General features: G+C 59.7%; 27 protein-coding genes and 1 tRNA gene. 13 read left to right on the forward strand and 15 right to left on the reverse strand.

Annotation, left to right across the window (positions count from 1 at the left end):
• Positions 1-354: 354 nt before the first annotated feature.
• From I6G90_RS03375 to I6G90_RS03415, 9 genes are all read right to left on the reverse strand, one after another.
• Positions 355-442: transfer RNA gene (locus I6G90_RS03375), tRNA-Ser, on the reverse strand.
• A gap of 177 nt (positions 443-619) precedes the next feature.
• Entirely contained in the window at positions 620-1,237 is a 618-nt protein-coding gene (locus tag I6G90_RS03380) for a TPM domain-containing protein (RefSeq protein ID WP_197929740.1), read from the reverse strand.
• A 20-nt stretch (positions 1,238-1,257) separates the two neighbouring features.
• Positions 1,258-1,983 carry a TPM domain-containing protein gene (locus I6G90_RS03385; RefSeq protein ID WP_197929742.1) on the reverse strand — a complete coding sequence of 242 codons (726 nt, stop codon included), beginning with the start codon at positions 1,981-1,983 and terminating at the stop codon, positions 1,258-1,260.
• Positions 1,980-2,570 carry a LemA family protein gene (locus I6G90_RS03390; RefSeq protein ID WP_197929744.1) on the reverse strand — a complete coding sequence of 197 codons (591 nt, stop codon included), beginning with the start codon at positions 2,568-2,570 and terminating at the stop codon, positions 1,980-1,982. The genes I6G90_RS03385 and I6G90_RS03390 overlap by 4 nt, the downstream gene beginning before the upstream one ends.
• A gap of 85 nt (positions 2,571-2,655) precedes the next feature.
• Positions 2,656-3,393 (reverse strand): penicillin-insensitive murein endopeptidase, encoded by a 738-nt coding sequence (mepA, locus tag I6G90_RS03395; protein ID WP_197929746.1) that lies wholly within the window; start codon positions 3,391-3,393, stop codon positions 2,656-2,658.
• Positions 3,387-4,268 (reverse strand): amino acid ABC transporter permease, encoded by an 882-nt coding sequence (locus I6G90_RS03400; protein ID WP_197929748.1) that lies wholly within the window; start codon positions 4,266-4,268, stop codon positions 3,387-3,389. Before I6G90_RS03400 ends, mepA begins: the two co-directional genes overlap by 7 nt.
• Entirely contained in the window at positions 4,268-5,095 is an 828-nt protein-coding gene (locus tag I6G90_RS03405) for a transporter substrate-binding domain-containing protein (protein WP_197929750.1), read from the reverse strand. The genes I6G90_RS03400 and I6G90_RS03405 overlap by 1 nt, the downstream gene beginning before the upstream one ends.
• Positions 5,096-5,097: 2 nt before the next feature.
• Complete coding sequence (locus I6G90_RS03410; protein WP_197929751.1) at positions 5,098-5,895, reverse strand: amino acid ABC transporter permease; 798 nt, start codon at positions 5,893-5,895, stop codon at positions 5,098-5,100.
• Positions 5,888-6,658: an amino acid ABC transporter ATP-binding protein gene (locus I6G90_RS03415; protein WP_197929752.1), complete on the reverse strand. Its 771-nt coding sequence runs from the start codon at positions 6,656-6,658 to the stop codon at positions 5,888-5,890. Before I6G90_RS03415 ends, I6G90_RS03410 begins: the two co-directional genes overlap by 8 nt.
• 106 nt (positions 6,659-6,764) lie before the next feature.
• On the opposite strand from I6G90_RS03415, the gene I6G90_RS03420 reads away from it, so the two are divergent.
• Together I6G90_RS03420 and I6G90_RS03425 are read left to right on the forward strand one after the other, a co-directional pair.
• Positions 6,765-7,307, forward strand: coding sequence for a hypothetical protein (locus tag I6G90_RS03420; RefSeq protein WP_197929753.1), 543 nt, complete (start codon positions 6,765-6,767; stop codon positions 7,305-7,307).
• Positions 7,308-7,556: 249 nt separating this feature from the next.
• A complete protein-coding gene (locus tag I6G90_RS03425) occupies positions 7,557-7,805 on the forward strand; it encodes an RNA recognition motif domain-containing protein (RefSeq protein WP_013723828.1) in 249 nt (82 codons plus the stop codon).
• A 70-nt stretch (positions 7,806-7,875) separates the two neighbouring features.
• Here the strand turns inward: I6G90_RS03425 and I6G90_RS03430 are convergent, their stop codons facing one another.
• The gene (locus tag I6G90_RS03430; protein WP_197929754.1) at positions 7,876-8,775 is read right to left on the reverse strand and encodes an aldo/keto reductase; all 900 of its coding nucleotides are present in this window, start codon (positions 8,773-8,775) and stop codon (positions 7,876-7,878) included.
• A 147-nt stretch (positions 8,776-8,922) separates the two neighbouring features.
• Between I6G90_RS03430 and I6G90_RS03435 the strand changes: the two genes are divergently transcribed.
• The 3 genes from I6G90_RS03435 to ltaE all read left to right on the forward strand — a co-directional run bounded on the left by I6G90_RS03435 (position 8,923) and on the right by ltaE (position 11,251).
• Entirely contained in the window at positions 8,923-9,330 is a 408-nt protein-coding gene (locus I6G90_RS03435) for a helix-turn-helix domain-containing protein (protein WP_033137628.1), read from the forward strand.
• An 87-nt stretch (positions 9,331-9,417) separates the two neighbouring features.
• A complete protein-coding gene (locus I6G90_RS03440; RefSeq protein ID WP_197929755.1) occupies positions 9,418-10,119 on the forward strand; it encodes an SDR family oxidoreductase in 702 nt (233 codons plus the stop codon).
• 112 nt (positions 10,120-10,231) lie between these two features.
• Positions 10,232-11,251 (forward strand): low-specificity L-threonine aldolase, encoded by a 1,020-nt coding sequence (gene ltaE / locus I6G90_RS03445; protein ID WP_197929756.1) that lies wholly within the window; start codon positions 10,232-10,234, stop codon positions 11,249-11,251.
• A gap of 90 nt (positions 11,252-11,341) precedes the next feature.
• Here ltaE and I6G90_RS03450 read toward each other — a convergent pair whose 3' ends face one another.
• Genes I6G90_RS03450 through I6G90_RS03460 form a run of 3 tightly spaced genes read right to left on the reverse strand, consistent with a single transcriptional unit; the run spans position 11,342 to position 13,797 of the window.
• Positions 11,342-11,773 (reverse strand): PAS domain-containing protein, encoded by a 432-nt coding sequence (locus I6G90_RS03450; RefSeq protein WP_005346525.1) that lies wholly within the window; start codon positions 11,771-11,773, stop codon positions 11,342-11,344.
• Positions 11,774-11,781: 8 nt separating this feature from the next.
• The gene (locus I6G90_RS03455; protein ID WP_182969170.1) at positions 11,782-12,804 is read right to left on the reverse strand and encodes a response regulator; all 1,023 of its coding nucleotides are present in this window, start codon (positions 12,802-12,804) and stop codon (positions 11,782-11,784) included.
• Between the two features lie 54 nt (positions 12,805-12,858).
• Positions 12,859-13,797 (reverse strand): LysR family transcriptional regulator, encoded by a 939-nt coding sequence (locus I6G90_RS03460; protein WP_075112857.1) that lies wholly within the window; start codon positions 13,795-13,797, stop codon positions 12,859-12,861.
• A gap of 846 nt (positions 13,798-14,643) precedes the next feature.
• On the opposite strand from I6G90_RS03460, the gene I6G90_RS03465 reads away from it, so the two are divergent.
• The 5 genes from I6G90_RS03465 (at position 14,644) to I6G90_RS03485 (ending at position 20,606) form a co-directional block, all read left to right on the forward strand.
• On the forward strand, positions 14,644-16,596 hold the full coding sequence (locus tag I6G90_RS03465) for a putative bifunctional diguanylate cyclase/phosphodiesterase (protein ID WP_139406977.1): 1,953 nt from the start codon (positions 14,644-14,646) through the stop codon (positions 16,594-16,596).
• Positions 16,597-16,739: 143 nt separating this feature from the next.
• Positions 16,740-18,305 carry an AbgT family transporter gene (locus I6G90_RS03470; RefSeq protein WP_197929757.1) on the forward strand — a complete coding sequence of 522 codons (1,566 nt, stop codon included), beginning with the start codon at positions 16,740-16,742 and terminating at the stop codon, positions 18,303-18,305.
• A gap of 71 nt (positions 18,306-18,376) precedes the next feature.
• On the forward strand, positions 18,377-19,102 hold the full coding sequence (nfsA, locus tag I6G90_RS03475; protein WP_197929758.1) for an oxygen-insensitive NADPH nitroreductase: 726 nt from the start codon (positions 18,377-18,379) through the stop codon (positions 19,100-19,102).
• 191 nt (positions 19,103-19,293) lie between these two features.
• Complete coding sequence (locus I6G90_RS03480; RefSeq protein WP_197929760.1) at positions 19,294-20,058, forward strand: DNA repair protein; 765 nt, start codon at positions 19,294-19,296, stop codon at positions 20,056-20,058.
• Complete coding sequence (locus I6G90_RS03485; protein WP_197929762.1) at positions 20,052-20,606, forward strand: VOC family protein; 555 nt, start codon at positions 20,052-20,054, stop codon at positions 20,604-20,606. Before I6G90_RS03480 ends, I6G90_RS03485 begins: the two co-directional genes overlap by 7 nt.
• A gap of 142 nt (positions 20,607-20,748) precedes the next feature.
• Here I6G90_RS03485 and I6G90_RS03490 read toward each other — a convergent pair whose 3' ends face one another.
• Positions 20,749-21,972 (reverse strand): MFS transporter, encoded by a 1,224-nt coding sequence (locus tag I6G90_RS03490; protein ID WP_197929763.1) that lies wholly within the window; start codon positions 21,970-21,972, stop codon positions 20,749-20,751.
• A gap of 95 nt (positions 21,973-22,067) precedes the next feature.
• On the opposite strand from I6G90_RS03490, the gene I6G90_RS03495 reads away from it, so the two are divergent.
• Together I6G90_RS03495 and I6G90_RS03500 are read left to right on the forward strand one after the other, a co-directional pair.
• Positions 22,068-22,943, forward strand: coding sequence for a LysR family transcriptional regulator (locus I6G90_RS03495; protein WP_005337156.1), 876 nt, complete (start codon positions 22,068-22,070; stop codon positions 22,941-22,943).
• A gap of 63 nt (positions 22,944-23,006) precedes the next feature.
• Positions 23,007-23,963 (forward strand): LysR substrate-binding domain-containing protein, encoded by a 957-nt coding sequence (locus I6G90_RS03500; RefSeq protein WP_197929764.1) that lies wholly within the window; start codon positions 23,007-23,009, stop codon positions 23,961-23,963.
• Between the two features lie 81 nt (positions 23,964-24,044).
• Here I6G90_RS03500 and ribA read toward each other — a convergent pair whose 3' ends face one another.
• Positions 24,045-24,638, reverse strand: coding sequence for a GTP cyclohydrolase II (ribA, locus tag I6G90_RS03505; RefSeq protein WP_005337152.1), 594 nt, complete (start codon positions 24,636-24,638; stop codon positions 24,045-24,047).
• Between the two features lie 248 nt (positions 24,639-24,886).
• Here ribA and cmk point away from each other — a divergent pair, with 248 nt between their 5' ends.
• Positions 24,887-25,579, forward strand: coding sequence for a (d)CMP kinase (gene cmk, locus I6G90_RS03510; protein WP_042057282.1), 693 nt, complete (start codon positions 24,887-24,889; stop codon positions 25,577-25,579).
• Positions 25,580-25,606 lie beyond the last annotated feature (27 nt).

A 25,606-nucleotide genomic window follows, 5' to 3' on the forward strand; every position in this document is an offset into this window, starting at 1 on the left:
TAGCTACTTAAGTATCAGTTTTTCAAAATGATATCCAATCGCTGAGCAATTAATGGGCGCTGAGTAACATTCGCAAGGGGAGGTGTGTTGCGCTAATGAGATGGCCTTGCAATCACCTTGTTGCACTGCGCCGTGACAGAGGGAACGTTTGTCGGGTTGGGCAATCACAAGAGCAGGATAGGGGGACGTGAGCTGGAAATACGAACAGTCCTGATGTTGCCATCAGGGCTTTGCGAACCGGGGTGGTGAGCGCGTGGATGATCCGCCACTGTGTGGCTCATGCTCAGTTGTCGGCATAGGTGTTTGCGTTTGCCGGAAAGCAAAAAACCGACCCTGAGGTCGGTTTTTTAAATTTGGCGGTGAGGGAGGGATTCGAACCCTCGATACGTTGCCGTATACACACTTTCCAGGCGTGCTCCTTCAGCCACTCGGACACCTCACCAAATTTTGGTCTGTGGTTTAACGTGTTCAGCCAACACGGTGTTCACTGCGCTGTTGCGCTGGAACGGGGCGTAATTTAGGGGAAAGGGCTGTGTGGGTCAACCTCTTTTCCCCTTATTTTTCATAATCTTTTCCGAATGCCTAACCCTTGTGCAGAATGCCGGTTTTTTAAACCGGATCAGGGCTTGTCGAGGATGATCAGACTGTCCGGCAGCTCGTTTTGATCCCGGGTGGCCGGGAAGGCGTCGGTCAGAATGGCGCTGACGCGCTCTACGCATTCCAGAAAACCCTGTTCGATTTGTTTGTTGCTCACTCGTACCACGAAGTCGTCGATGATCTGCTGCCACTGGCCATTGTCGATATGCTGGGCAATGCCGTCATCTACCAGGATCTCCACATAGTGCTCGGCGGCAGAGACGAAGATCAGCACCCCGAGCCGGTCGCGAGTGCGGTGCAGTCCCTGCTCGACAAATTGCAGACGGGCCATCAGCGCCGCCCGGTGCTGACGCACTTTCTTCGGGATCAGCCGCATCTTGATGGGAGTCCAGTGGAACAGCAGGCTCAGCAACAGCCAGACCGACCACTGCACCAGCAGGATCTCGTACCAGCCGAGCCAGAAGCCGAGCTGGAACACCAGCAGCGGGGTGAGCATCGCCAGCAGCGCCGCCCAGAGGGTGGGAATGTAGCGATAGCCATCGCTGGCCGGTGCCAGCACGGTGACCAGTTCAGCATCAGTCTCTAGCTCCGCTTCGCGCACCTTGGCCTGAAGCGTGTGGAAGAACTGTTTAGAAATCATGATTTGTCTCTTTACTCCTGTTACCAGCCACCGGAGGCTCCGCCGCCGCCAAAACTGCCACCGCCACCGCTGAATCCGCCGCCAGAGCGACCACCAAAGGAGCCGGAACCAAATCCACCGGCCATGTAGGCCGCCCGACGTCGTCCTCCCGGCCCACCGCCGCCGCCCCCGCGCAGGTTGTGGAGCACGATCATCGCAATCACCACCAGAATAAACAGCCAGGGGCCACCGGATGTCTCATCCTTCTGCTGCTCGACTGGCTGATATTCACCGGCGAGTGCCTTCATGATGCTCTGGCTGCCCGCCATGATCCCGGCCACCATATCGCCGCGCTTGAAGGCAGGCAGGATGCGACCATGGATGATGTTGGCGGCGATGGCGTCGGGCAGGGCGCCTTCCAGCCCGTATCCCACCTCGATCCGCACCTTGCGCTCATCCTGAGCAATCAGCAACAGCACGCCGTTGTTCTTGCCTTTCTGGCCGATCCCCCAGTGGCGACCGAGCTGATAGCCGTACTCCTCGATGGTCTCCCCATCGAGGCTGTCAACGGAGACCACCACCAGCTGGATACCGCTGCGTTTTTCAAAGGCGGCCAGCTGTTGGGTCAGTTGATGGGCCTGTTTGCGAGACATCAGCGCCGCCTCGTCCACCACCCGTCCGCTTAGGGCCGGAAAGTTCGGCGCGGCCTGCAGCGCCGCCGTCCAGAGCAGCAGAAAAGGGAGCAGTGCACGCAGCATCATCTTCATTGGAAGCTGACCTTGGGCGCCTCATCGGCACCGGGTTTGGCACTGAAACTGGGTTTGGCCTCCAGATCCGAGTAGAGCAATTTGGACCAGATGACGCCGGGGAAGGTACGGATCTCGGTATTGAACTGGCGCACCGCCTCGATATAGTCGCGGCGGGCCACCGAGATGCGGTTTTCGGTGCCTTCCAGCTGGGCCTGCAGGGCAAGGAACTGCTGGTCTGCTTTCAGCTCGGGGTAGCGCTCTACCACCACCATCAGGCGGGAGAGGGCGCTGGAGAGCTGGTTCTGCGCCGCTTCAAACTCCTTGAGCTGGGCAGGATCGCTCACCTGCACGCTGCCGACCCGGGCGCGGGCATCGGTGACCGCCTTGAGGGTCTCCTGCTCATGGCTGGCGTAGCCCTTGACGGTCGCCACCAGATTGGGAATGAGATCGGCGCGGCGCTGATACTGGTTCTCCACCTGTCCCCAGCTCGCCTTGACCTGCTCATCCAGGGTCGGAATATTGTTCATGCCGCAGCCGGTCAGGCCGAATAGCAGGGTCAGGGTCAACAGGCTCTGCGTGGTTCTGCGCCAGAGTGATGTGGCCATCTTGTTGTTCTCCTTTGAAATTTCGAGCCGATAGTGCGCCATGGATGGTGCACGACCAAGAGTGCATCACCATACCAGCTTGGGGTCAGTTGCCACAACGCGCAGGTAGCTCGGGTCGCTTGTTGATGCCGGAGACCTTGGGCAGTTGGGGCTTGTCCTTGAGCCAGGAGACCAGCTCTTCCCCGCAGCCGTTGCCGGGCGGAATGGGGGCCTGGGGCTCGCAATCCGGGCTACCCACCGGGCAGCGCAGCCGTACGTGGAAGTGGCTGAAGTGGCCCACCCAGGGGCGCAGCTTGGCGACCCAGGGTTCATCACCAGCCTGTTGGCAGACCGCGGATTTGATCACCGGATTGACAAAGATGCGGGCTACCTCGGGTTTGCTGGCCGCCAGCCGCAGCAGGGTGAGCTGCTGTGGGCCAAAGCGCCCCGGCAACATCTTGTAGCGGGGTTCATCGATCAGCGCCCACTCCTTGGGGGCATCCTGCTCCCACTTGCTGATGGGGCGGTTGGCCATACGAAACCAGATATCGGCATCAAGGCCGGTCTGGTGGCTGCGATGGCCGGAGGTAAAGGGGCCGCCACGGGCCATTGCCAGATCGGCGATGTAGAGATCCGGCAGCCCGGCCATGCGGGTCTGGCTGGCCAGCGCCTGCAGGTAGTGGATAAGGTCGGGGTGGCCGTAGTAGCGCAGCCGCTTGGTGCGGATCACCTGATAACCCGGCCCTTCGAGGGGCAGGGATACGCCGTTTTTCAGGCAACCGGCGGCATAACCGCCGATGGCTTCCGCTTGCAATACGGTCGCCAGCAACAGGGACGTCAGCATTTGCGTGCTCCTTGTCTTGCTTCGAGTCGGCTCAGCAGTACGAACAGACTCAAACATATAAATAAATAGGCTGCGGCCACCAGCAGCCAGCTCTCGTAGACCAGTCCGCTGGAGTTGGCCATCTCGGTACCGACGAAGGTGAGCTCCTGCACCGAGATAAGAGAGACGATGGCGGTATCCTTCACCAGTGCGATGAGCTGGCCGGTCAGGGGGGGCAGCATCAGCAGCATGGCCTGCGGCAGGATCACATGGCGTAGCCGCACCCAGGGGGAGAGCCCGAGGCTCTGCGCCGCTTCCCACTGGCCACGGGGGATGGCGGCCAGCCCGGCGCGGACGATCTCGGCGACGAAGGCCGCGCTGATCATGCCAACGCAGAGGGTGCCTGAGATGAGGTTTTCCCAGCGGGCAGGTGGGCCAAACAGCGCCTCTTGCCACGGGGAGAGCGAAACGGTGCCGAGCCAGCGGGAGAGGCCGCTCGCGGGCAGCAGCTGGTTGGCGATAAAAAAGTAGAAGATGAAGATAAAGACCAGCGGTGGCAGATTGCGGATCAGCTGGATAAACAGGGTCGCGGGCATCACCAGCCAGGGGCGGCGGCTGAAGGCGGCTACTCCCAAAGCAGTGCCGAGCAGCAGCGCTAGCACCATGCCGAGCAGGGCGATGCGCAAGGTGGTGAGCAGACCGCTGAAAAAGTAGGGCAACTCGCCGTGAGGGCCGGGGGTGAACAGCAGATCGAAGGCTTCATGCCAGCGCCACTGATAGGCCACCCCGATGTGCAAGCGGCTGGCCAGCCAGAGGCCAGCCAGCAGCAGGAGCAGGGCGATCACCCCATCCAGCCAGTTGATGCGCCGGATGGTCTGTTTGAGGGCAATCAGCATCAGGGGTTGGCGACCTGCGCTTCCCACGCCAGCGATTTGAACCAGTAGTCATGGCGCGCTTTGAGCCAGCCATCGGCCTGACGGGCGGCGATCCACTCGTTGAACTGTTCAGCCAGAGCATCATCCCCCTTGCGCAGGGCAAACCCTTCACTCCCCTCTGCCAGCGGCTTGGCAAACGGCATAAAGAGGGCATCCGGGTGGCGCAGCGCTTCTTGTTCGGGTTTGGGTGAGGAGGAGAGGGCGCCGTGGGCGCGACCGTTCAGCACCTCCTGAAATACCTGTGACTCGTCATCGAACTGGCGCAGGGTGGTCTTGGGGAAGTGCGCTTTGGCTACCTGTACCGGCGAGGCGCCGCGGCGTACCGCCAGGATCACCCCGCGCTGGTTGAAGTCCGCCACGGTTTTCTTCTCTTTGGCCAAGGTGCTGGCGGCGGCCAGCTGTACCCCCGAGTGGGAGTAGGCCTGGGTGAAGCGCACGCTCTTCTCCCGCTCGGGGGTGATGGTGAGGCCGCCGATGATGACGTCATACTTTTTCGCCAGCAGGGAGGGGATGATGCCATCCCAGGCGGTAGGAACGAACTCCACCTGCCAGCCGTTGTCGGTGGCGAGGCGATGGGCCACGTCAATCTCGAAACCGATCAGGGCTCCCTGTTTGTCGCGCATCGCCCAGGGGGCGAAGGTGGACATGCCGACCCGCAGGGTACCGCTCTGCTCGATCTGCGCTTGGGTGGATGATGGCTCTTCTGCCTGAGCAAATTGCGCAGGGGCAAACAGGGTAGTAAACAGCATGGCTGCGCCCGACAGGGCGGTTTTGAACGATAAATTCATGGTTAGCGTCCTTGTTGATCCGGATCCAGATGACGGGCCAGCGCCCGTGAACAGGCTGACAGCGTCAGGGTTAACAGCAAATAGAGGGCGGCCACGGTAAACCACACCTCAAAGGTCAGAAACGTATCGGCAACCAGAGTACGCCCTTCGTTGGTCAGATCGAAGATGGCGATCACACTCACCAGCGCCGAATGTTTGATAAGCGACACCAGCTCGTTGGTCAGCGGCGGCAAGGTGATGCGTACCAGTTGGGGCAGGATCACCTTGCGCAGGGTGATGGTTCGCGACAGGCCAAGCGAGCGGGCCGCCTCCCACAGCCCTTTGGGAATGGCCTGTACACCTGCACGCAGCACCTCGGCGGTGAAGGCCCCCTGATAGAGGGAGAGGCTCAACACGGCGCAGGCAAGGGGGGCCAATCCCAGCATGGGGCCCAGCAAGAAGTAGAGAATATAGAGCTGCACCAGCTGGGGCGTGGTACGCACCAGCGCCAGATAGGCGATGGCGAGCCAGGGGCCGAGCCGGGAGGGGAGCAGCCGCAGGCTGACCACGCACACCCCGACCACCAGAGTGCCCAACAGGCTGAGCAGTGCCACCTGCAGGGTGACCAGCAAGCCGTTTAGCAGGGGGCCCGCATAAAAGGTCCCCTCATCCCACTCGCCGAGAAAGGGCAACACCCGCGGCCACTGCCACTCATAGCCCATCTGGCGAGCGCCGCTATAGAGCGCCCAGCCGAGTAGCAGAGAGAGCATGACTGTGCCTGATAACCAGCCGAGCAGGTGGGGGCGTCTGAGCCTAGCCATGATAGCTGAGCACCTGTTCGAGAAAGGCCTGGGTGCGCGGGTGCCGGGGGGCGCTGAACAGCTGGGCGGGCGTGGCCGATTCGATGATCTTGCCCTCGTCCATAAAGAGCACCCGATCCGCCACCTGACGGGCAAAACCCATCTCGTGGGTGACGCAGATCAGGGTCATCCCCTCGTCAGCCAGCTCGCGGATCACATCGAGCACTTCGCGGATCATCTCGGGGTCGAGGGCGGAGGTGGGCTCGTCAAACAGCATCAGCTCGGGTTGCATGCAGAGGGAGCGGGCGATGGCGACCCGCTGCTGCTGGCCGCCGGAGAGCTGGTGGGGGTACTTGTCAGCCTGAGCCTGAATGCGTACCCGCTCGAGCAGCCCGAGCGCCCGGGCTTTGGCCTCCTGAGGGCGCAGCCCCAGGGTATGCACCGGCGCCACCATCAGGTTTTCCAGCACCGTCATATGGGGGAAGAGGTTGAACTGCTGAAACACCATGCCGACCCGCCCCTGCAGGCGGCGCAGGTAGGCGGGGGTCACCGGCTCGCCAAACAGGCACAGCTGGCCGCCGTCGATCCCCTCCAGCCCGTTGATGGTGCGGATCAGCGTCGATTTGCCGGAGCCTGACGGGCCACAGATGACCCACTTCTCTCCCCGTTCAATGGTGAGATCGATGTGATGAAGAGCCTGAAAGTCGCCATAGAATTTGTCGACGCTACAAAAGCGCACACAGGGTTGCGAGCTGGTCAAGACGCGGGTTCCACTGAGAATCATTTACGCCATGGTATTGATTTTATAGGGGGATGACAAAGAAAACCCCCTTGTCAGCATCCTGATGGCTATTCACAATGGCGCCATTTCGTGATGACAGGAGCTTTTCATGCGTATTACATCCTTGCTTGCCGATTCGCAGGTACAGCTGTTGATGCCGCCAGCGGTTCGCTATCGCTGTGTCATTTTTCTGCTGTTGCTGGTGAGTTGGGGCGTGGTGGCAGCCTCCTTGTGGGATGGCTGGGGCGCCATGGCGCTGCTCAACTGGGTGGGGGTGGTGTTTGGTGGCATCACCGGGATCATGGTGTCGCTGCCCCGCAGCTGGCAGCCCTGGCGCCTGGCGGAGCTGGGGTGGGATGAACGGCATATCTATCTGCTCAATGGCAACAAGGATGAGGCGCTGGCGCTGCCCCGCAGCCAGCTGGTGGCACTCGAGCGGGAGCGGCGAGTGGGCCATGACGGTCAGTGGCTCGACTTCAGCCTCGATCTGCAGCTGAGTGAAGAGCAGCTGGCGGCGGCCATGGCCTTGCTGGATCTCAAGGCGGGGGAGCTGCATCTGGTGAGCCCGTCGGTCTATCGCTTCGGCTTTAAACGGGCCTGGCACGGTCGCCGGATGTTGGCGCAACGGTTGTCAAATCTGCAAGCGGCCTGAATCGACTATTTTCTCGACAATTCCCGGCAAAGCTCAGATACTGCCAGTGACTCGAATTGATCTTGTCTGCACTGTTAACCCAAGAGATCAATCACTTGAAGACAGTGTGGAGAAGGCCACGGCATGAAGCCATGGCAGGTCCGGCATAGGGGTTGTGCCCTTACCGTTATGCTGGTAATTGCATAGAGAAGGCACCTTGAATCGAGAGTGGATGGCATGAAGATTTACGTAGGAAATCTGTCGTACCGGATGACGGCCGACGAACTGAAAACCCTGTTCAGCCAGTTTGGACAGGTCGACAAGGTTGATATCATCATCGACCGCGATACCGGCCAGTCAAAGGGGTTTGGTTTTATTGAAATGCCGGTCAATGGTGATGCCGAAAAGGCCATCGCTGGTCTGCATGGCACTGAAGTCGGTGGCCGTACCATCACCGTCAACCAGGCCAAACCGAAGACAGATGCTCCCCGTGGTCGCCCGCAACAGCGCCACCGCTAAGGTGCCTCGGCAATGAAAAACGGCATGGGTTTCCCCCATGCCGTTTTTGTTTCTGGATGTTTTGTTGTTATCAGGGGACGTCGTAGCCGAGCGCCGCCTTGCGGATGCGGAACCACTGCCGGCGATTGAGGGCGACAGATTCGGCGGCCACTGCAGCGGCAATCCGCTCACGCTTGCCGGAGCCAATCAATGGCAGCGGCTGGCTTGGCAGCATCATCACCCAGGCGTAGACCACCTGCTCGATAGTCCGGGCGCCGACTTCCTGGCGGGTCTGCTCCAGCTCGGCGCGCAGCGGGGCATAGGCGTCATCGCTGAACAGTCGGCCGCCGCCGAGACATGACCAGGCCATCGGCTTGATGCCAAGCTGCTGGCACTGATCCAGGGTGCCATCGAGGGTCCCGTCCTGATGAAGCGGCGAGATCTCCAGCTGGTTGGTGACCAGCGGGAAGGGGAGGCGTGATTGCAGTAGCTCGAACTGACGAGCGGTGAAGTTGGATACCCCGGCGTGCTTGATCTTGCCCGCCTGTTTCAGGGTGATAAAGGCGTCGGCCACTTCATCGGCGTTCATCAGGGGATCCGGGCGGTGGATCAGCAGCAGATCTAGATGGTCGGTGCCGAGCTTGTGCAGCGAGGCTTCGGCGCTGGCGATGATATGGTCCTTGCCAGTGTTGTAGTGGTTGAGAGCATGCTCCGGCTTGGCGGTGAGGGCGATGCCGCATTTGCTGACGAGCTCCATCCGATCGCGCAGGGAGGGTTCGAGGCGCAGGGCGTGGCCAAAGGCCTCTTCGCACTGATAGCCGCCATAGATATCGGCGTGATCGATGGTGGTAACCCCCAGATCCAGATGATATTTCATCAGATCAAGCAGAGCGGCCGGAGAGAGTTGCCACTCCATCAGGCGCCAGTAACCCATGATGAGGCGAGAGAAGGTGGGGCCTTGCGGGTGCAGGGCGACACGGGATACAGACATGGTTGACTCCTTTAAAAACGCGATGCGAAAACGATGTGCAATATAGATGACTGCGGGCATCTTGGCCCCATGTGGCTGGCAAAGCAATCATGGGCAGTGGCATGATTCGAACTTTGGTTCTGACCGCAGAGTAGAGGAGAGAGTTGGATGGAAGGATTTGCCGAGCGCTTGCAGAGCCTGATCGGGGAGATGAGCGTGAGCGCCTTTGCCCGCAAGGTGGGGCTCAGTGAAGCGCTGATCCGCAAATATTTGAAGGGAGCCGAGCCTGGCCTGGCGCGGGCCAACCAGATCGCCATGGGGGCCAACTGCTCGCTGGAGTGGCTGGCAACCGGCTGCGGTTATCTCTACCGTCAGGCGGAAGTGGTGGACAGGGAGGCGCTGGCGGCGGCGCAGCAACTGCTGGGCGAGCAGCAACCCGGGGTTGGGCTGCCCGATGAGGAGGCGCTGGTCACCCTGCTCGCCTACTACCAGTTTTTGCGCACCCACAAGAAAGCGGACGGTTTTCTCGATCTGGCGCTGGCGCGGGAGTTTGGCCGCCATCTGGGGGAAGCGTGATGAGGGGCATATTACCCTTTGGTCGTGTCACGGCCGTTTGATTATTCTGATACGCTCTAAGCAAGATAACTCTCCATGGAATGGGCGATGAGCTACTTGATCCTCGGAAGCGGTGCGCTGGGCTCGGCGCTGGCAAGAGAGCTGATGGCAAGGGGGGAATCCTTCCTGCTGGCCGGGCGCACCTATCCAAAAGGGATCGAGATGGGGGCCTTCTTCCCGCTGCAAGAGGTGGACGCCATCTCGTTCGACGCCCTGTTTACCCTCTACGACACCGATCCGCTTCCCACTGTGGTGATCAACACCATCGGCCTGTTGCACGATGTCAGCTTTATGCCAGAGCGGCGGGTCGAAGAGGTGCACCCCAAGTGGCTGTGCGACAGCCTGCTGGCCAATGCCTGGCCAACACTGGCGCTGGCTGCCCGTTTCAGTCGGTTGATGGGCAATGACCATCCGCTGTGGCTCTGTGCCATCTCCGATCTGGCGGGCTCCATCACCGCCAATCAGGAGGGGGGACGTTACAGCTACCGGATGAGCAAGGCGGCCCTCGACATGGGGGTGAAAACTCTGGCCCTCGAGTGGGCGCAACGTTTCCCGCAAGCGGGGGTGGTGGCGGTGGCGCCCGGCTTGATGGAGTCCCCGATGAACACCCCCTTTCTGAGCGAGTTGCCTGCGGAGCAATTGCAGGAGCCTGCCGAGGTGGCGGTGAAACTGCTCAATCTCATCAAGGGGTTATCGTTGACCCAATCGGGTCAGCTACTGGATCTCAACGGTCAGCCGCTGCCCTGGTAAATCCCGCCTGCGGGTTCTGCGGACGTCTATTGGCTTCACATTCTGCTCATGCGCCCCTTGCCAAGTGAGGGGAGCATGACTAACGTCACTCTCCTGTTTCAGGAGGGATCTCATGCGCTATATCGATTTACGAAGTGACACCGTCACCCAGCCTACTGACGCCATGCGTCAGGCCATGCTCCACGCCGAAGTCGGTGACGATGTCTATGGTGAAGATCCGGGCGTCAACGCGCTGGAGGCCTTTGGGGCCAGATTGCTGGGCAAACAGGCGGCGCTGTTTGTGCCGTCCGGCACCATGTCCAACCTGTTGGCGGTGATGAGCCACTGTCAGCGCGGTGAGGGGGCCATCCTCGGCAACGCCGCTCACATCTATCGCTATGAAGCGCAGGGGAGTGCCGTGCTGGGCTCCGTAGCCCTGCAACCCTTGCCGATGCAGCGCGATGGCACACTGGCATTCGATGATATCAAGGCCGCGCTGGCCCCTGATGATGCCCACTTCGTCCAGACTCGCCTGATCTGCCTTGAGAACACCCACAACGGCAAGGTGCTGCAACTCTCCTATCTGCAGGAGATGGGGGCATTCGTTGCCGAGCGCGGCTTGAAGCTTCATCTCGATGGCGCCAGGCTCTTTAACGCCGCCGTGGCCAGCGAGACCTCGGTCGAGGTGATCGCTGCACCGTTTGACAGTATCTCGATTTGTCTCTCCAAGGGGTTGGGTGCACCGGTGGGCTCGCTGCTGGTGGGCAGCCACGATTTCATCGCCCGTGCGCGCCGCCTACGCAAGATGCTGGGAGGTGGCATGCGCCAGGCGGGCATTCTGGCGCAAGCCGGTCTGTTTGCCCTCGAGCAGCATGTGACCCGCCTGGCCGATGATCACCGCCGTGCCAAACGGCTGGCCGAAGGGTTGGCTGCACTGCCGGGCATCGAGCTCGACCTCTCGCTGGTGCAGAGCAACATGGTGTTCCTGCGGCTGCATGAGGGGGAATCGGCCCCTCTGCTGGCCTTTATGAAGGAGCGGGGGATCCTCTTCTCCGGTTACGGCGAGCTGCGGCTGGTGACCCATCTGCAGATCAACGATGACGATATAGAAGAGGTGATCGATGCCTTCACCGAGTATCTCGGGGCGCGTTGAGACGGCTTGGTGAGGTAGCCGTTATTCTGATACCTGTTTATACCGAAACAACAGAGGGCGCCGCGGCGCCCTCTGTTGTTTGCAGCAGGCTCAAGCCTGCCGCTGGCCGCTCATCAGCATGGCCTCATCGGTGGCGTCGTAGATCATCACCGCGATGTGGGTCACCTGACCGCCGAAATCGGCCAGTGGCACCAGCGTCAGGTTCTGGAACATGTGAGGGGCCGAGCCGGTAATGGGGCGGTAGTTGGAGAAACGCAGCAGGTAGGGCTTCTGCTCCCAGGTGCTGAAGGCGCGGTTGTTGAGCTTGAAGACCATGTTGGCCTTGCGCTCGAACCAGGCTCTGTCCACATCGGGGAACAGCTCGAACAGCACGCCGTCGCGCACCTCACCGGCCAGTCGGCCGCTGTGGCTCTCCATAAAGCCGTTCCACACCTGAACCTTGTACTCCTTGTCGAGCACCACCAGGCCTACGTCCAGGTTCTGGACTATGTTCATCAGCCAATGAAATTCACGGATTTCCATAGTCACTCCTAGAGCATGTGCATGATTTTGTTGTTCATGGTGGCGATGGAATCTTCGGTAAACAGCAGCAGCAGATCACACTGCACCGCGTAATCCTGGATCCGGTAGTTGATCTCGATGGCGAGTGTGCGGCGCCAGCGACTCTTGTTGGTGTTGATCAGCTCGTTGATGGGCCTGTGCTGGCCGAGCACCACCGGGTGGCCCTGACTGAAGGGGGTATCGAGCTGGTTGGCGTAGCCGCGCAGAAAGGCACCGATCAGCACGTTGGCGGTATCCATCAACAGCTCCAGTTCGGCGGTGCGATCCAGCGTCCCCTGATGGTTCATCAGCTTGGCCAAATCTTTGAAGCTGGAGTCATGGAACAGGATCAGCGCTTCGCCGGCGATCCCCGCTCCGATAAACCCCTGACAGACGGCAGAGAGGGTATCCGAATCCGCGGCCGCCGAGAGGGCCATGTGCAGCTCGGAGACTTCCAGCACGTTGACGTTGGGGATGGGCAGTACCACGAAGGCGTTGAGCAGACGGGCCAGCAAGTCGGCCGCCTGGCCCATGGAGACGTTGGCCAGCTCCTGATAGACATCGCGGATTTCGGGGGTGATCTTGACGCCCGCATCGGCTATCACGCCGCTGGGCAACAACTCGGTAGCGCTTGGCTGACCGCTCGGGGCGGCACTCCAGAAGCCGTGTTGTTTGAGCAGGGCGAGCAGGGTATCGGGGGCGGCGGGTTTCTTGATGAAATCGAGCGCCCCCAGCCCCATGACCCGCTGATAGGCTTCCGGTTGGATGTCGCCGGAGACCACGAATACCTTGCTACGCAGCCCCTCCCGCTGGAGGGTCTCCAGCACGCCGTAACCGTCCATCTCCGGCATGGTCAGATCGAGGAAGATGAGATCGCCATGACCCATCAGCACCTGTTCGATCCCTTCGAGACCATTGGCTGCGTAGTGCAAATCGACTTTCCAGTCGGCCGGGAGTGCCCGTGCCAGCTGTTTGCGGGCGAACCCGGAGTCATCACATATCAATACATTCATGGCGTTAGGCAGGCTCTGTTGGCAAGGGTTGCTATAAGTGTGGCCCGCTAACGGTCAGATGCAATGGGTGAGGGTGTCACCTTGTGAAAATTGGTTGTCCCATTGCCGGTTGCGATAGCGCGCTGAGTATTTTTCAACAAATTCAACGAACATCTTAACACGCAACGGCGCAAACTGGTGTTGGCAACACAACATGTAGAAGGGGCGATTACCGGTTTGCCAGTCGGTCAATACCGGTACCAACTGCTCGTCATGCAGGAAGTTGTTCAGATAGTGCAAGGGGGCGTTGACGATCCCCAGATGGCGCCGCGCTGCGCGCACCGCGGCCTGGGTCTGGTTGACGGTCAGCTTGGCGCTGCGTTTGACGCAGACACTCTGGCCATCCTTGTCGGTCAGCTGCCAATGCTGGTGCGGCCAGCAGTAGATGAGATCGTGATCTTCCAGCTGGTTGGGGTGGGAGGGGGTGCCCTTCTTGGTCAGATAGAGCGGCGAGGCAAACAGGCCGTACTCGATATGACCGAGACAGATCGCATTGGGCAGCGACTGGGGTAGCTCACCGTTGAAGAACACCAGATCCCGATCATTGTCGAACAGGTGTTGGTGATCATTGGTCTGGGTGATGTCGAATTGCACCTCGGGATAGTGCAGTCCGAATTCGGCCAGCATATCGATGAGGATGGTGTTGGAGAGCGCGATCGGCGCCGCCACCCGGATAAGCCCGGTGATATCGGCCTCTTTACCCTGGATCTCGCTGGTGGCCTGCTCGATTTGGGCGAGCGGCGTGCAGAGGCGCTCATAGTATCTGAGCCCCTCATCGGTAAGGCGCAACTTGCGGGTAGAGCGATGTAGCAGGGAGCAACCCAGTTGCTCTTCCAGCTGGGAAATGCGTCGACTGATGGTGCCTGTTGGCATGCCCAGTGCGGCGGCAGCGTGGGAGAATCCCCCCTCTTGCACCACCTTGACGAACAGGTAGAACTCTTCGATGTGCTTCATAAACGCTGTTCTGGGTGTAACAAGGGGGCAACCATAAAAAGAGCGTTCCAGGTTGGCAAGGGTAATTCAGCGTTTAATTGATCTGGATTCGATTTCTGCTGATACCAGTTTTCGACTCTTCGTTCACACTCCTGCTACCTGCTCGCTTGCGCTCATCACCATGCGCGCGTCAACCCGTCCCGGTCAGCCACACCGTTCAAGGCGGCCAAACGCAGTGGTCACGGGGCGAATCTGAGGGTGAGGGGGGCGTAAAAGTCAGCCAGATCTGCCTCACCGTGCGGTTTCTCCTTTTTGAAGAATGTGACCAAGGTCATATATTCGGTTTTTGCGCACAGACCGTGGAAAAATACATCCTGGATATATCTGTTCCTCCCGGGCGCACTATTTTTGTCCATCTTGGTGGTTTTTTGGCTGTTTACCCAGCCACTTGGTTAATTAATGAAAGCTTTGTGGCAATGAATGACGACTATTTCTGTCGTTGATTTAATTGTTAATAGTTGTGTTGTCGCAGCGAATAATGAATTTGTGTTTCAAGGTCTCGAGTGGGTAGCTCTTAGTACTTGTTTTTACTGGGGAAAAAAGATAAAAATCGACAGTGTGATTTGTTCTGATTAACAGGTTGTTTGGCTGAGTCCGTTTCTGTATTTCAGGATATGCTCCCCCTGTTGCTCATGTCTGAAATAGTGTTGTCTGCTCTTGGCCATGTTAAAAAAGATGATGGCCGGGAGGTGTTTGCACCTTGCATTCTTCATCTAGCGGTTTGCTAGATCTGTTTTTAACCAGTGACCATCCCGCATGAATGACCTTGACCAGATGAATACGCTTGACGAACGGTTACTGAAGACGATGGATGTTCTGCATACCCCGATCTGGGTCTATGACATCGAGCATCATCGTATTTTCTGGGCAAACAGCGCCGCGCTCCCGGTGTGGGAGGCGACCTCACTCGACGAGCTCTGCGCTCGCGACTTTTCTGCCGACATGGCGACCGCCATCGATCTGCTGTTGCAGCGCTATCTGGGTGATTTTCAGCAGGGGCGCAGTTACAACGAGTGGTGGACCCTCTCCCCGAAGGGGGTCAAGAAGCAGATCTATCTGCGCCTCTCCGGCATTCAGTTGGCTGGTCGTCTGATGATGATGACCGAAGCGGTGCTCGACTCCGATGCCCTCTATCAGGAGTCATCCCTGGCGAGCGGTGATACCCTGGCCAGCCTGTTTGATAGCAAGGGCAATTTCGAGAGCGGTAACTACCACTTCGAGATCTGTTTCGGTCAACAGGTTGCCCGGCTCTCCCAGGTCTTCTCCGGTAATGACGACAGCTTTTACCAGAAGCTCTCCCGCCTCGATGAGGTGGTGACCGAGGGAGAGTGCCGCACCCTCAAAGGGATGCGCTGGTTCCAGTATCAGTTCCGCTATATCCAGCAGGGTGCCCGCATTCTGCTCACCATGCGCGATATCACCGACCGCAAACTCGAGGAGCTGGAGCATCGCCACCTCGCCTGGCACGACTCCCTGACCGGCCTGCTCAACCGTTATGGTTTGATGAAATCCCTTGAGGCCTATTGCGGTCTGGGTGAGCGTTTCGCGCTGGTGTTCATGGATCTGGACAACTTCAAGCTGGTCAACGACAACTACGGCCACAAGGCGGGAGATCGCCTGCTGGAGCGGGTCGCCGGTCGCCTCAAACAGATTTGCCCGCGGGATGTGGAGCTGGCTCGCCTCGGTGGCGACGAGTTCACTGCGCTGGTGCCGCTGGGCAATCAGGGGGATCGGGCGCAAGAGGTGGCCGATCAGATGCTCTCCCAGATGACCAAGCCGCTGCAACTGAGCGGGTTGCCGGAGGTGACCATTGGCGGCAGTATCGGCATCGCCATCTATCCCGATGATGCCGATGACGGGGACAACCTGATCACCCGTGCAGACATGGCGATGTACCAGGCCAAGCAGATGGGGCGGCTGCGCTGGCAGCGTTTCACCCCCAGCATGCAGCAGACCCTGCAGCGCAAACTCAACCTCAAGCAGTTTCTGGCCAAGGCCATCGGCCGTCAGGAGCTGAGTCTCTGTTACCAGCCACAGGTCGATGCCGCCAAAAAGCGCCTGATCGGTTACGAGGCGCTGCTGCGCTGGTACAACCCGGTGCTGGGCCATGTTTCGCCGGTGGAGTTTATCCCGCTGGCCGAAGAGATGGGGCTGATCCGCGAGATCGGCAGTTGGGTGCTCTCCACCGCGCTGGCCCAGATGGCCAGCTGGCAGAAGCGTTTCCGGCAGCGGGTGCCGGTGTCCGTCAACCTCTCCGGTTTCCAACTCTCGTCGGCGCTGCCCGGGCAAGTTCGCCAGCAGCTGGAGCTGCACGGGGTGGATGCCTCCCTGTTGACGCTGGAGCTGACCGAAACCGTGCTGATGCTCGATATGAAGGGGTGCCTCGGCATCCTCGATGATTTGAGCGAGCAGGGGATCAAGATTGCCATCGACGATTTCGGCACCGGCTACTCCTCGCTGGCCTACCTCAACCGCCTGCCGATCAACAACATCAAGCTGGATCGATCCTTCGTGGTCGGTCTCAACTTGCCGGTGATCCGGGCGACTGCGGCCATGGCCACCAATCTGGGGTTGGGGATCATGGCGGAAGGGGTGGAGGAGCCTCACGAGCTGGCCGCACTGCAGACCCAGGGGTGCCATGTGTTCCAGGGGTATCTGTTCAGCAAGCCGCTGACGGTGGCGCAAGTCGAGGCGAGCGGCTTTGTAGTGGAGTGTCAGGTTGGGCGTTATCCACTGCTTAATGCTGTAATGGCAGAGTAACAAGTGTGCGTTAGGCCACAATTTGGGATTTTATCCCGCCACATTTAATCAATATTAATCATCTTTTTGCGGCCCGTCATGAGACGGATTGGCAGGAATTGTTAGCATGCGAGCTCATTTCTAGGGAAAGGAGTATCGCAATAATGAGTCATGCTGCTGTCAATGACCGTCCGGCCAGCCCTCCCAAGGGCTGGCTGAACCGTTTCCTCAATGGCGTCGAGAAAGCCGGGAACAAATTACCCGACCCCGCCATGCTGTTCCTCTACGCCTTGCTGATCGTCTGGGTCGGCTCCTGGGTGTTGTCACAATTCCAGTTTGATCTGGTCAATCCCCGCACCGGGGAGGCCGTGGTGGTCAACAACCTGCTGACCGGCGCCGGTCTGGCCGAGTTTCTCTCCACCATGGTGACTACCTTCACCGGCTTTGCACCTCTTGGGATCGTGCTGGTGGCCATGCTGGGGGTCGGGGTGGCCGAGCAGTCCGGTTTTATCAATACCGGTCTGAAAAAGTTGCTCAAAGTGACGCCTGCCCGTTTTCTCACCCCCATGCTGATCCTGGTGGCGATCATCAGCCATACCGCCGCAGATGCGGGTTATGTGCTGGTGATCCCCATTGGCGGCATCATCTTCCACGCGGCCGGGCGCCATCCATTGGCGGGGATCGCCGCCGCCTTTGCCGGCGTCTCCGGCGGTTTTGCCGCCAACTTCCTGCCCTCCGGCGGGGATGCGTTGCTGCAGGGCTTTACCCAGTCCGCCGCCCAGATCCTCGACCCCGAGTACATGGTCAACACCCTGTGCAACATCATCTTTACCGGTGCCTCTTCGCTGCTGATCATCTGCGTCGGCTGGTTTATTACCGAGAAGGTGGTTGAGCCGCGCCTCAAGCATGTCGCGCTCAACGAGGATCTGGAGAGTGCCGACGAGATGGGGCGCTACAGCGCGCAAGAGAGCCGGGCCTTCAACTGGGCCGGGTTTGCCATGCTTGCAGCTATCGTGCTGCTGGCGCTGGCGCTCTCCCCGAGCGATTCGCCGCTGCGTGCCGCCGATGGTTCTCTGACCACCTTCGCCGCGCCGGTGATGAAGTCCATCGTACCGCTGATCTTCCTGCTCTTTATCCTGCCCGGGATTGTCTACGGCTTTGTCGCAGGTAGCTTCAAGAGTGGCAAGGATGTGATCGACGCCATGTCGGCCACCATGAACAAGATGGGCTCCTACATGGTGATGGCCTTCTTCTGCGCGCTCTTTATCAAGGCGTTTGGCGACTCCAACCTGGGCACCCTGCTGGCCCTCTCCGGCGCCGAAGTGCTCCATGCACTGGCGTTGCCCGGTGAAGTGACCATCGTCGGGATGATCCTGCTCACCGCCAGCGTCAATCTGGTGGTGGGGTCGGCCTCGGCCAAGTGGGCGCTGATCAGCCCGATCCTGGTGCCGATGCTGATGGCGGTGGGGATCTCCCCCGAGCTGACCCAGGCAGCCTATCGGGTCGGGGATTCCGCCTCCAACATCATCACTCCGCTGATGGTCTTCTTCCCGCTGGTGGTGGTCTATTGCCAGCAGTATGTGAAGAGCACCGGGATCGGTACTTTGGTCTCCATGATGCTGCCGTACTCGCTGGCCTTCCTGGTGAGCTGGACCATCTTCCTGCTGCTCTACTGGGCACTCGGCTTCCCGCTCGGGTTGCAAGCCCCTTACGTCTATCCGGCCCCTTAAACCGGGTGTGCGAGGGAGCCTTGGGCTCCCTCGTTTTTTTCGCTATGGTGTTACCTCATTTTGGAGGTGCCATGAATCAGACCATCGATCTTATCCTTTCCCATCGCTCCATTCGTCAGTTCACTGCCGAGCCGATCGCCCCGCAGCAGCTGGATGCCATTCTCGCCGCCGCCCAGGCTGCCTCGACCTCGAGCTTCTTGCAGGTGACCAGCATTGTGCGAGTCAGCGAGCCCGAGGCGCGTCAGCAGCTGGCCGTGCTGGCGGGCAATCAGCCTTATGTGGTGCAGGCAGCCGAGTTTCTGGTGTTCTGCGCCGATTACCATCGTCACAGCCAGATCGTGCCCGAGGCCCAAACCGGTTATGCGGAGCAGCTGCTGATCGGTGCCATCGACGGCGCCCTGATGGCGCAAAATGCCCTGCTGGCGGCGCAGTCGCTGGGGCTGGGCGGGGTCTATATCGGCGGCATTCGCAACCATCCGGCCGAGGTGAGCGAGCTGCTCGGCTTGCCACATCAGGTGATCCCGCTGTTTGGTCTCTGTCTCGGCCATCCGGCCCAGCAGCCGGAGCAGAAACCCCGTCTGCCCAGGGGATTGGTGGTGCATCAGGATCGCTACCGGCACGAGCTGGATCGCGACCTGCTGGCCCAATACGATCAGCAGATCGCGGACGACTATCAGGCCCGCAGTAGCAACAACAAACAGCAGACCTGGAGTGGCCAGATCCGCGCCATTCTGGGCAAGGAGTCCCGTCCTTTCATGTTGGGCTTCCTGCAATCACGGGGCTTTAACCTCAAGTAATGGCGCTGATGGGCGATACTATGGGGAGGTGATCGTCATGGTCATCACCCCCTGATCCTGCAATCGCTCCCTGAGACCGGGGGCACAGCTTGGTGACAAATCGTGGGCAAGGGGGGATCTGCAGGCTACCTTAAGTGGGTAAGCTGTTGTAGGATCACGCAATTGGATAGGAACAGGGGTTTGGACATCCTATGATTTTAACTTTGGTATTGCTGTCTATCGGCGCACTCCTGTTTTTGGTTATCGCCTATAACGTGGTGCAGCAATATAAGCAGAAGGCGGAAGCGGAAAAGCGTCACGCCATTGCCAGACACAAGACGGTTGCCGACGAGACCGAAGAGGTGCTGCTGAATGTCAATCTGGTGCCTTTCTCCAAGAACATGGTGTTGCTGTTGCAGCACCGGATCCTCGATGCCTATCGCGCCATCGTGCAGGTGATGCCGAACAACCAGATCAAACAGCGCATCGCCGATGTGCAGATCCAGATCAAGAACGTGCAGGAAAATTACAGCAGTCAGGAGGAGGGGCACTTCAAGACGCCGGAGTCCGATCGTCAGGCGATCCAGATGCTGCAACTGGTGAAGAAGCTGCGGGCGGTGCTGCGCGTCGAGCACAACAAGGGCAAGATTGACCCTCAGGGGTTCGCCCAGGAAGAGCGCCGCCTCGAGCTGATGCAGCTCAAAATCAACATCTCCAATCTGGTCAAGCGGGCTATGGATGCTCGCATTCAGGGCCAATATGGCACTTGCCGCCAGCTCTATACCAAGGGACTGTCGGCAATGGCGAGCGTGGCCGACAAGGATCCCTACCTGCTGGCCCGTGAAGAGGATATGCGCCAGGGCCTCAAGGAGCTGGAAGAGCTGCAGCAGCAGAACAGCGCGCAGGATCTGCAAAACATCAAGGACAAGGAAGCCGACGAGCTCGATGTCCTGTTTCAACCCAAGAAGAAATGGTAAGCATGTCTCATCCACTCGATTCCACACTGGGGCCAATGGCCCCATTTGTTTCTCAGCTGTTGGCCGAACTGGCCGCCACTGGCATCAATATTCCCCAGCCAACGGTCGATCACCTCTGTTATCGTGCGGCCACCTTGCAGGAGTATCGCGCGCGATGCGCTGTGCTGGCAGAGGCGGGCACCTTGCTGGTGGAGGGGATGATCGGCGGTCGTCCTATCGCCACTTATCAGTTGCATCAGCCGCTGCTGGCTGGTGAGGTACTGGTGCCCTGTATCGAACTGGCGGCGCCGAAGCCGGGTCGCGTTCATCAGGCGGGACTGGAGCATATCGAGCTGGTGGTTGCCTCACTGCAGGAGCTGGTGGCGTGCTATCCCGGGCTGCCGTTCAAAACTGGCAATATGCTCAATACCCGCAACCCCGATATCGGCCTGATGTTGCCCTCCGGTCAGATCAAGTTTCATCTGCGCCCGCTGGCTGAGGTGATCGCCGAAGAGGTTGCGACCGGCGCTGTGGTCGCGGTGCCTGCGGATTATTTCGAGCAGGAGTGATCCTGCGCACAATGCCTAGCGCACCTGACAGGTTCGTGAATAGCGCAGCAAAAGGGGTCACCGGTGTGACCCCTTTTGCTATCTGGCGATGCTGGCGCTGGTGGCTATCTGGTCATGCGTGACCCTGTTTGCGCATCGCCCGTTACCCGTGCCGGTGGGGTTGCTGGGTGGGCAGTGGCGATTCTGTTCGTTGCTTGAGACGACCGAGCCAGAGGCTCAAGCCCGCCGTCAGGATGAGCACCAGTTCAATTCCCATGACCAATCCGCCAAGCTCACCCCGTTCCCAGAAGGGGTGCAGGTAAAGCCCCCCCAGACTGGCTCCCAGATAGTAGGCCACCAGATAGAGGGAGGAGGCGAGGGCTCGGTTGTGTTCGACATGATGACCAACCCAGGCACTGGCACAGGCGTGTGCCAGGAAAAAACCGAAGCTGGAGATCAGCAAGCCGCTCAGGATCCCGAGCAGACTGCCCTGCAGCAGCCACAGACTGCCGATGGCCATCAGCGCGATCCCGACCAGCAACATGCGTTGTGCCCCCCAGCGGTTGGCGAAACGGCCGCTCAGGGAGGATGCCACGGTCCCCGAGAGATAGGTGAGAAACAGCATGCCGAGCCACTGGGTGGGCAGGGAGAAGGGGGGCTTGGCCAGCAGGAAGGTGAGATAGCTGAACTGGTTCAGAAACACCATAAAGTTGAGCCCCCCGATAAGGTAAGCCCCTACCAGCAAGGGATTGGTCAGGTGTTGCTGCAAGGCGCGGGCAAATTGACCGCGAACTGGGGCGCTTGCCACAAAGCGGGTCTGATGGGGCAGCAGCCAGAAGACCAGCGGCAGCAGCGACAGGCTGATAACACCAATCCCCAGAAAGGTATGCTGCCAGTCGCCAAACCAGCCCGCCAGCAGGCCACCGACCACCCGACCGGCAATACCTCCGAGGGAGTTGGCGGCAATATAGACCCCCACCGCCGAGAGCAGCGCCCGTTTGCTGAACTCTTCCCCCATGTAGGCGATGGCGGTTGCGGGCAGCCCGGCCAGCAGCGCCCCCTGCAGGATGCGCAGCAATAGCAGGGAGCTGAACTGTTCAACCAGCGGGATCAACAACGAGAGCAGGATGGCCAGGGTGAGGGTGCCCAGCATGACCTGCCGACGGCCATGGCGATCCGCCAGTCTGGCGCAGATCAGCAGGGAGGCGGCGAGGCCTGCGGTGCAGCCTGCCAGGGTCCAGCTGGCCGAGAGGGAGTTGACCGAGAAGACCTCGGCAATCAGGGGTAACAGGGGGTGGGTCTGGTAGAGGTTCAGAAACACCAGAAAAGAGCCCAGGCTGAGGGCCAGGGTTGCACGTATCCACTCGCGACTTCCGACTTCAATCATTGCGTATTGTCCTGACAGCTTTTGGTCAGGGTAGAGTCCTTGCGGTTATAAATATAATATATTTAAGTTATCTATCTCATAAGACGAATTGATACATGGATCTGAAACAGCTCACCTATCTGCTGGCGGTCAGGGATGCCGGTTCGTTTACCAAGGCTGCCAACAGCCTGCATGTGGCACAACCTGCCATCAGCATGGCCATCGCCAAACTGGAGCAGCAGCTCGAGTTGCGGCTGTTTGATCGGCAGGACCGGGCGGTACGGCTCACCCCGGAGGGGGAGGTGCTCTGTCGCCATGCCGAGCGCCTGCTGTTGCAAATGCATCAGGCCGAGGCCGAGATGGCCGAACTGAAGGGGTTGGAGCGGGGGGAGGTGCGGATCGGGATCCCCTATATGATGGGCTCCTACTATTTTCCCCCTCGTCTGATGGCCTTCAAGCATCGCTATCCCGGGCTCAAGATCCGGGTCGAAGAGGCAGGTACCCGCGAGTTGCTCAGCCGGATGGTGGATGGCTCCCTCGATCTGGCCATTCTCATCACCAGTGATCTGCCGCCCGCCATCGAGGGGGCACATCTGCTAAGCGAAGAGATGTTGATGGTGGTGGGGGACGATCACCCCCTGCGCGGCGAACCGGCCGTGACCCTCTCGCAGTTTTTTGCTCAGGAGTTGGCGCTGTTTCGCCGCGGTTTCTACCACCGCGAGCATATGGAGGCGCTGGCCCAGAGCCTGGGCGTCGAACCCGATATCGCCTTCGAGAGCAACCTCATCCCTCTGCTCAAGGCCGTGGTGCGGCAAGGCTTTGCGGTGACCACCTTCTTGCGGATGGTGCTGGAAGAGGAACCGGATCTGAGTGGTGTGCCCTTCGACCCGCCCATCTATCTCGATCTCTGTGTGGCGTGGCGGCGTGGCGATCCGCTCTCCATGGCCAACCGTGCTTTGCGCGATTTCCTGCTCAAGGAGCGCCCGGCCTGATGGCGGCGGGCCCTTGCTGAAAGTTTGTTACTATTAATGGTGGGTTCGCTTGAGGGCTACACCATGAAACTGCAGCAATTGCGCTATATCGTCGAGGTGGCGAACCACAGGCTGAATCTGTCGGCCACCGCCGAGAGCCTCTTTACCTCCCAGCCCGGGATCAGCAAACAGGTGCGGATGCTGGAGGATGAGCTGGGGATCCAGATCTTCGAGCGCAGCGGCAAACACCTGACCCAGATCACCCCTATCGGTCTGGATGTGATCAAAGTGGCCGCCGAGGTGCTGGACAAGGTCGCTACCATCAAGGTGATGGCCAGGCAGCATGTGCATCCTGAGCAGGGAACTCTTACCATTGCGGCCACTCATCTGCAGGCCCGCTATATTCTGCCCGCCATCCTCAAGGGCTTCATGGCCCGCTTTCCCAAAGTTGCCGTTACGGTGATGCAGGGGAGTGCGGCGCAGTGCCGAGCAGCCGTGCATGATGGCGCTGCCGATCTGCTGCTTGCCGATGATCTGGAGGAGGGGAGCGATCTGCTGATGCTCCCCTGTTTTCAGTGGCAACGGGGCTTGGTGCTGCCAAAGGATCATCCGTTGGCCAAAGCGACATCGCTGACCCCGGCCGAGCTGGTCGAGTTTGCGCTGGTGACCGACGGAAGGCCGCTTTCTGCCACTCATGGCAGCGATTGCGCTCATGCCGAGAGCCGGATCGCCTGTTGTGCGAGCGACAGCGATGTGCTCAAGACCTATGTCAGACAAGGGATGGGCATCGGGGTGATGGCCACCTTTGCCTGGGAGCCCCAGCGCGATGGTGATCTGCTGCTCAAACAGGTGCCCTGGCTACCTGGTGGTGTGGCTGCTATCGGTCTGCGCAGGGGGGCGTTTTTGTGCGGCTATCTGTATGACCTGATTGCACGTCTCGCGCCGCAATTGACCCGGGAGCAGGTCGATCAATGCTGCGCTGCCCGCACTGGCGAAGAGCTTGATGCACTGCTGGTCAATCTGACCGTGCCAGTGCGATAGCCTTGGGCTATGTGCGACTGTCACAAGAAAAACGCCTCCGAATTGGAGGCGTTTGACTATCTGGCATTCGTCAATGCAGGCTCACTTCTTCAGCATGTGATCCAGCTTGTTGGCCTTGGTAGACAGATAGAACTCGTTGTGGGGATTGCGCCCTTCCTGCAACGGTACCCGTTCGGCCACCGGAATGCCGAAGGATTCCATCGCCTTCATCTTGCGCGGGTTGTTGGTCATCAGTTTGAGTGACTTGACCTCAAGCTGCTTGAGCATGTCGGCGCAGATGGTGTAATCGCGCATATCGGCGGCGAAACCCAGGGCCACGTTGGCCTCAACGGTATCGGCACCCTGATCCTGCAGGTGATAGGCACGGATCTTGTTGAGCAAGCCGATGCCACGGCCCTCTTGACGCACATACAACAACACGCCACGACCCGCCTTGGCGATATTTTCCATGGCGGCCTGCAACTGGAAACCGCAGTCACAACGCAGGCTGAACAGGGCGTCGCCGGTCAGGCACTCTGAGTGGATCCGGCCCAGTACAGGCTCTTCACCGGTAATGTCGCCCATCACCAGTGCTGCGTGATCCTTGCCTGTGCCGGTTTCCTGAAAACCTACCAGCGTGAAGGTGCCCCAGGGGGTTGGCAATTTTGATTTGGCCACGAGGGTAACGCTGCTCATAGGTTGCTCCTTACTGCTAACGGCTCAAAAAAGGGGGCCAGTTTAGCGCGCCTTGTCGGCAACGACCATAAGAACAAGTCCCTGCATTGCTTAATGAAATGTCCAGGTAAGAGACAAGCACCGCTGCCCGCCGGGGTTTTGGTCCTTTGTGCGGATTGATGACTGCCAGGCTCACCACATTCGGGTATAATCGGCGCCCATTAACCCACCCCCTCGGGATGGGAGCAACACAGTGCAGGAGAGAAGTTATGCCTCAGATGGCCCCCGTGATGACAATTGATGGCCCCAGTGGCGCAGGAAAAGGCACCTTGTGCCAGCTGCTCGCCGAGAAGCTGGGTTGGCACTTGCTGGACTCGGGCGCCATCTATCGGGTGTTGTCCCTGGCCGCTCTGCATCACGATGTAGCGCTGGACAGTGAAGCCTCATTAGTACCGCTGGCCGCCAATCTGGATGTGCAATTTCAGGTTGAAGGGGATCTGGTCAAGGTGATCCTGGAAGGGGAAGATGTCTCACGAACCATCCGCACCGAAGAGGTGGGCAATGCCGCCAGTAAAATCGCCGCCTTCCCCCGGGTGCGTGAAGCCTTGCTGCGCCGTCAACGGGCATTTCGTCAGGCTCCGGGTCTGATCGCCGATGGCCGCGACATGGGCACAGTGGTTTTCCCCGAGGCCGAGGTGAAAATTTTCCTCGACGCCAGCGCCGAAGAACGGGCTCAGCGCCGCTATAAGCAGTTGCAAGATAAGGGCTTTGATGTTAACTTTGAGCGTCTTTTAACCGAGATCCGGGAACGTGACGATCGCGACAGAAATCGCGCTACTGCGCCCCTGAAACCGGCAGAAGATGCTCTGGTGGTAGACTCTACCGCCATGACCATAGATGACGTGCTGGCAACGGTGCTCGCCTATGCAGAGCAACAACTTGGTGATGCCAGCGCAAGCTGACACCCGGTCGTCTGCACCAAGGATGGC

This window comes from Aeromonas allosaccharophila, assembly GCF_016026615.1.
GTDB classification, from domain to species: Bacteria; Pseudomonadota; Gammaproteobacteria; order Enterobacterales; family Aeromonadaceae; genus Aeromonas; species Aeromonas allosaccharophila.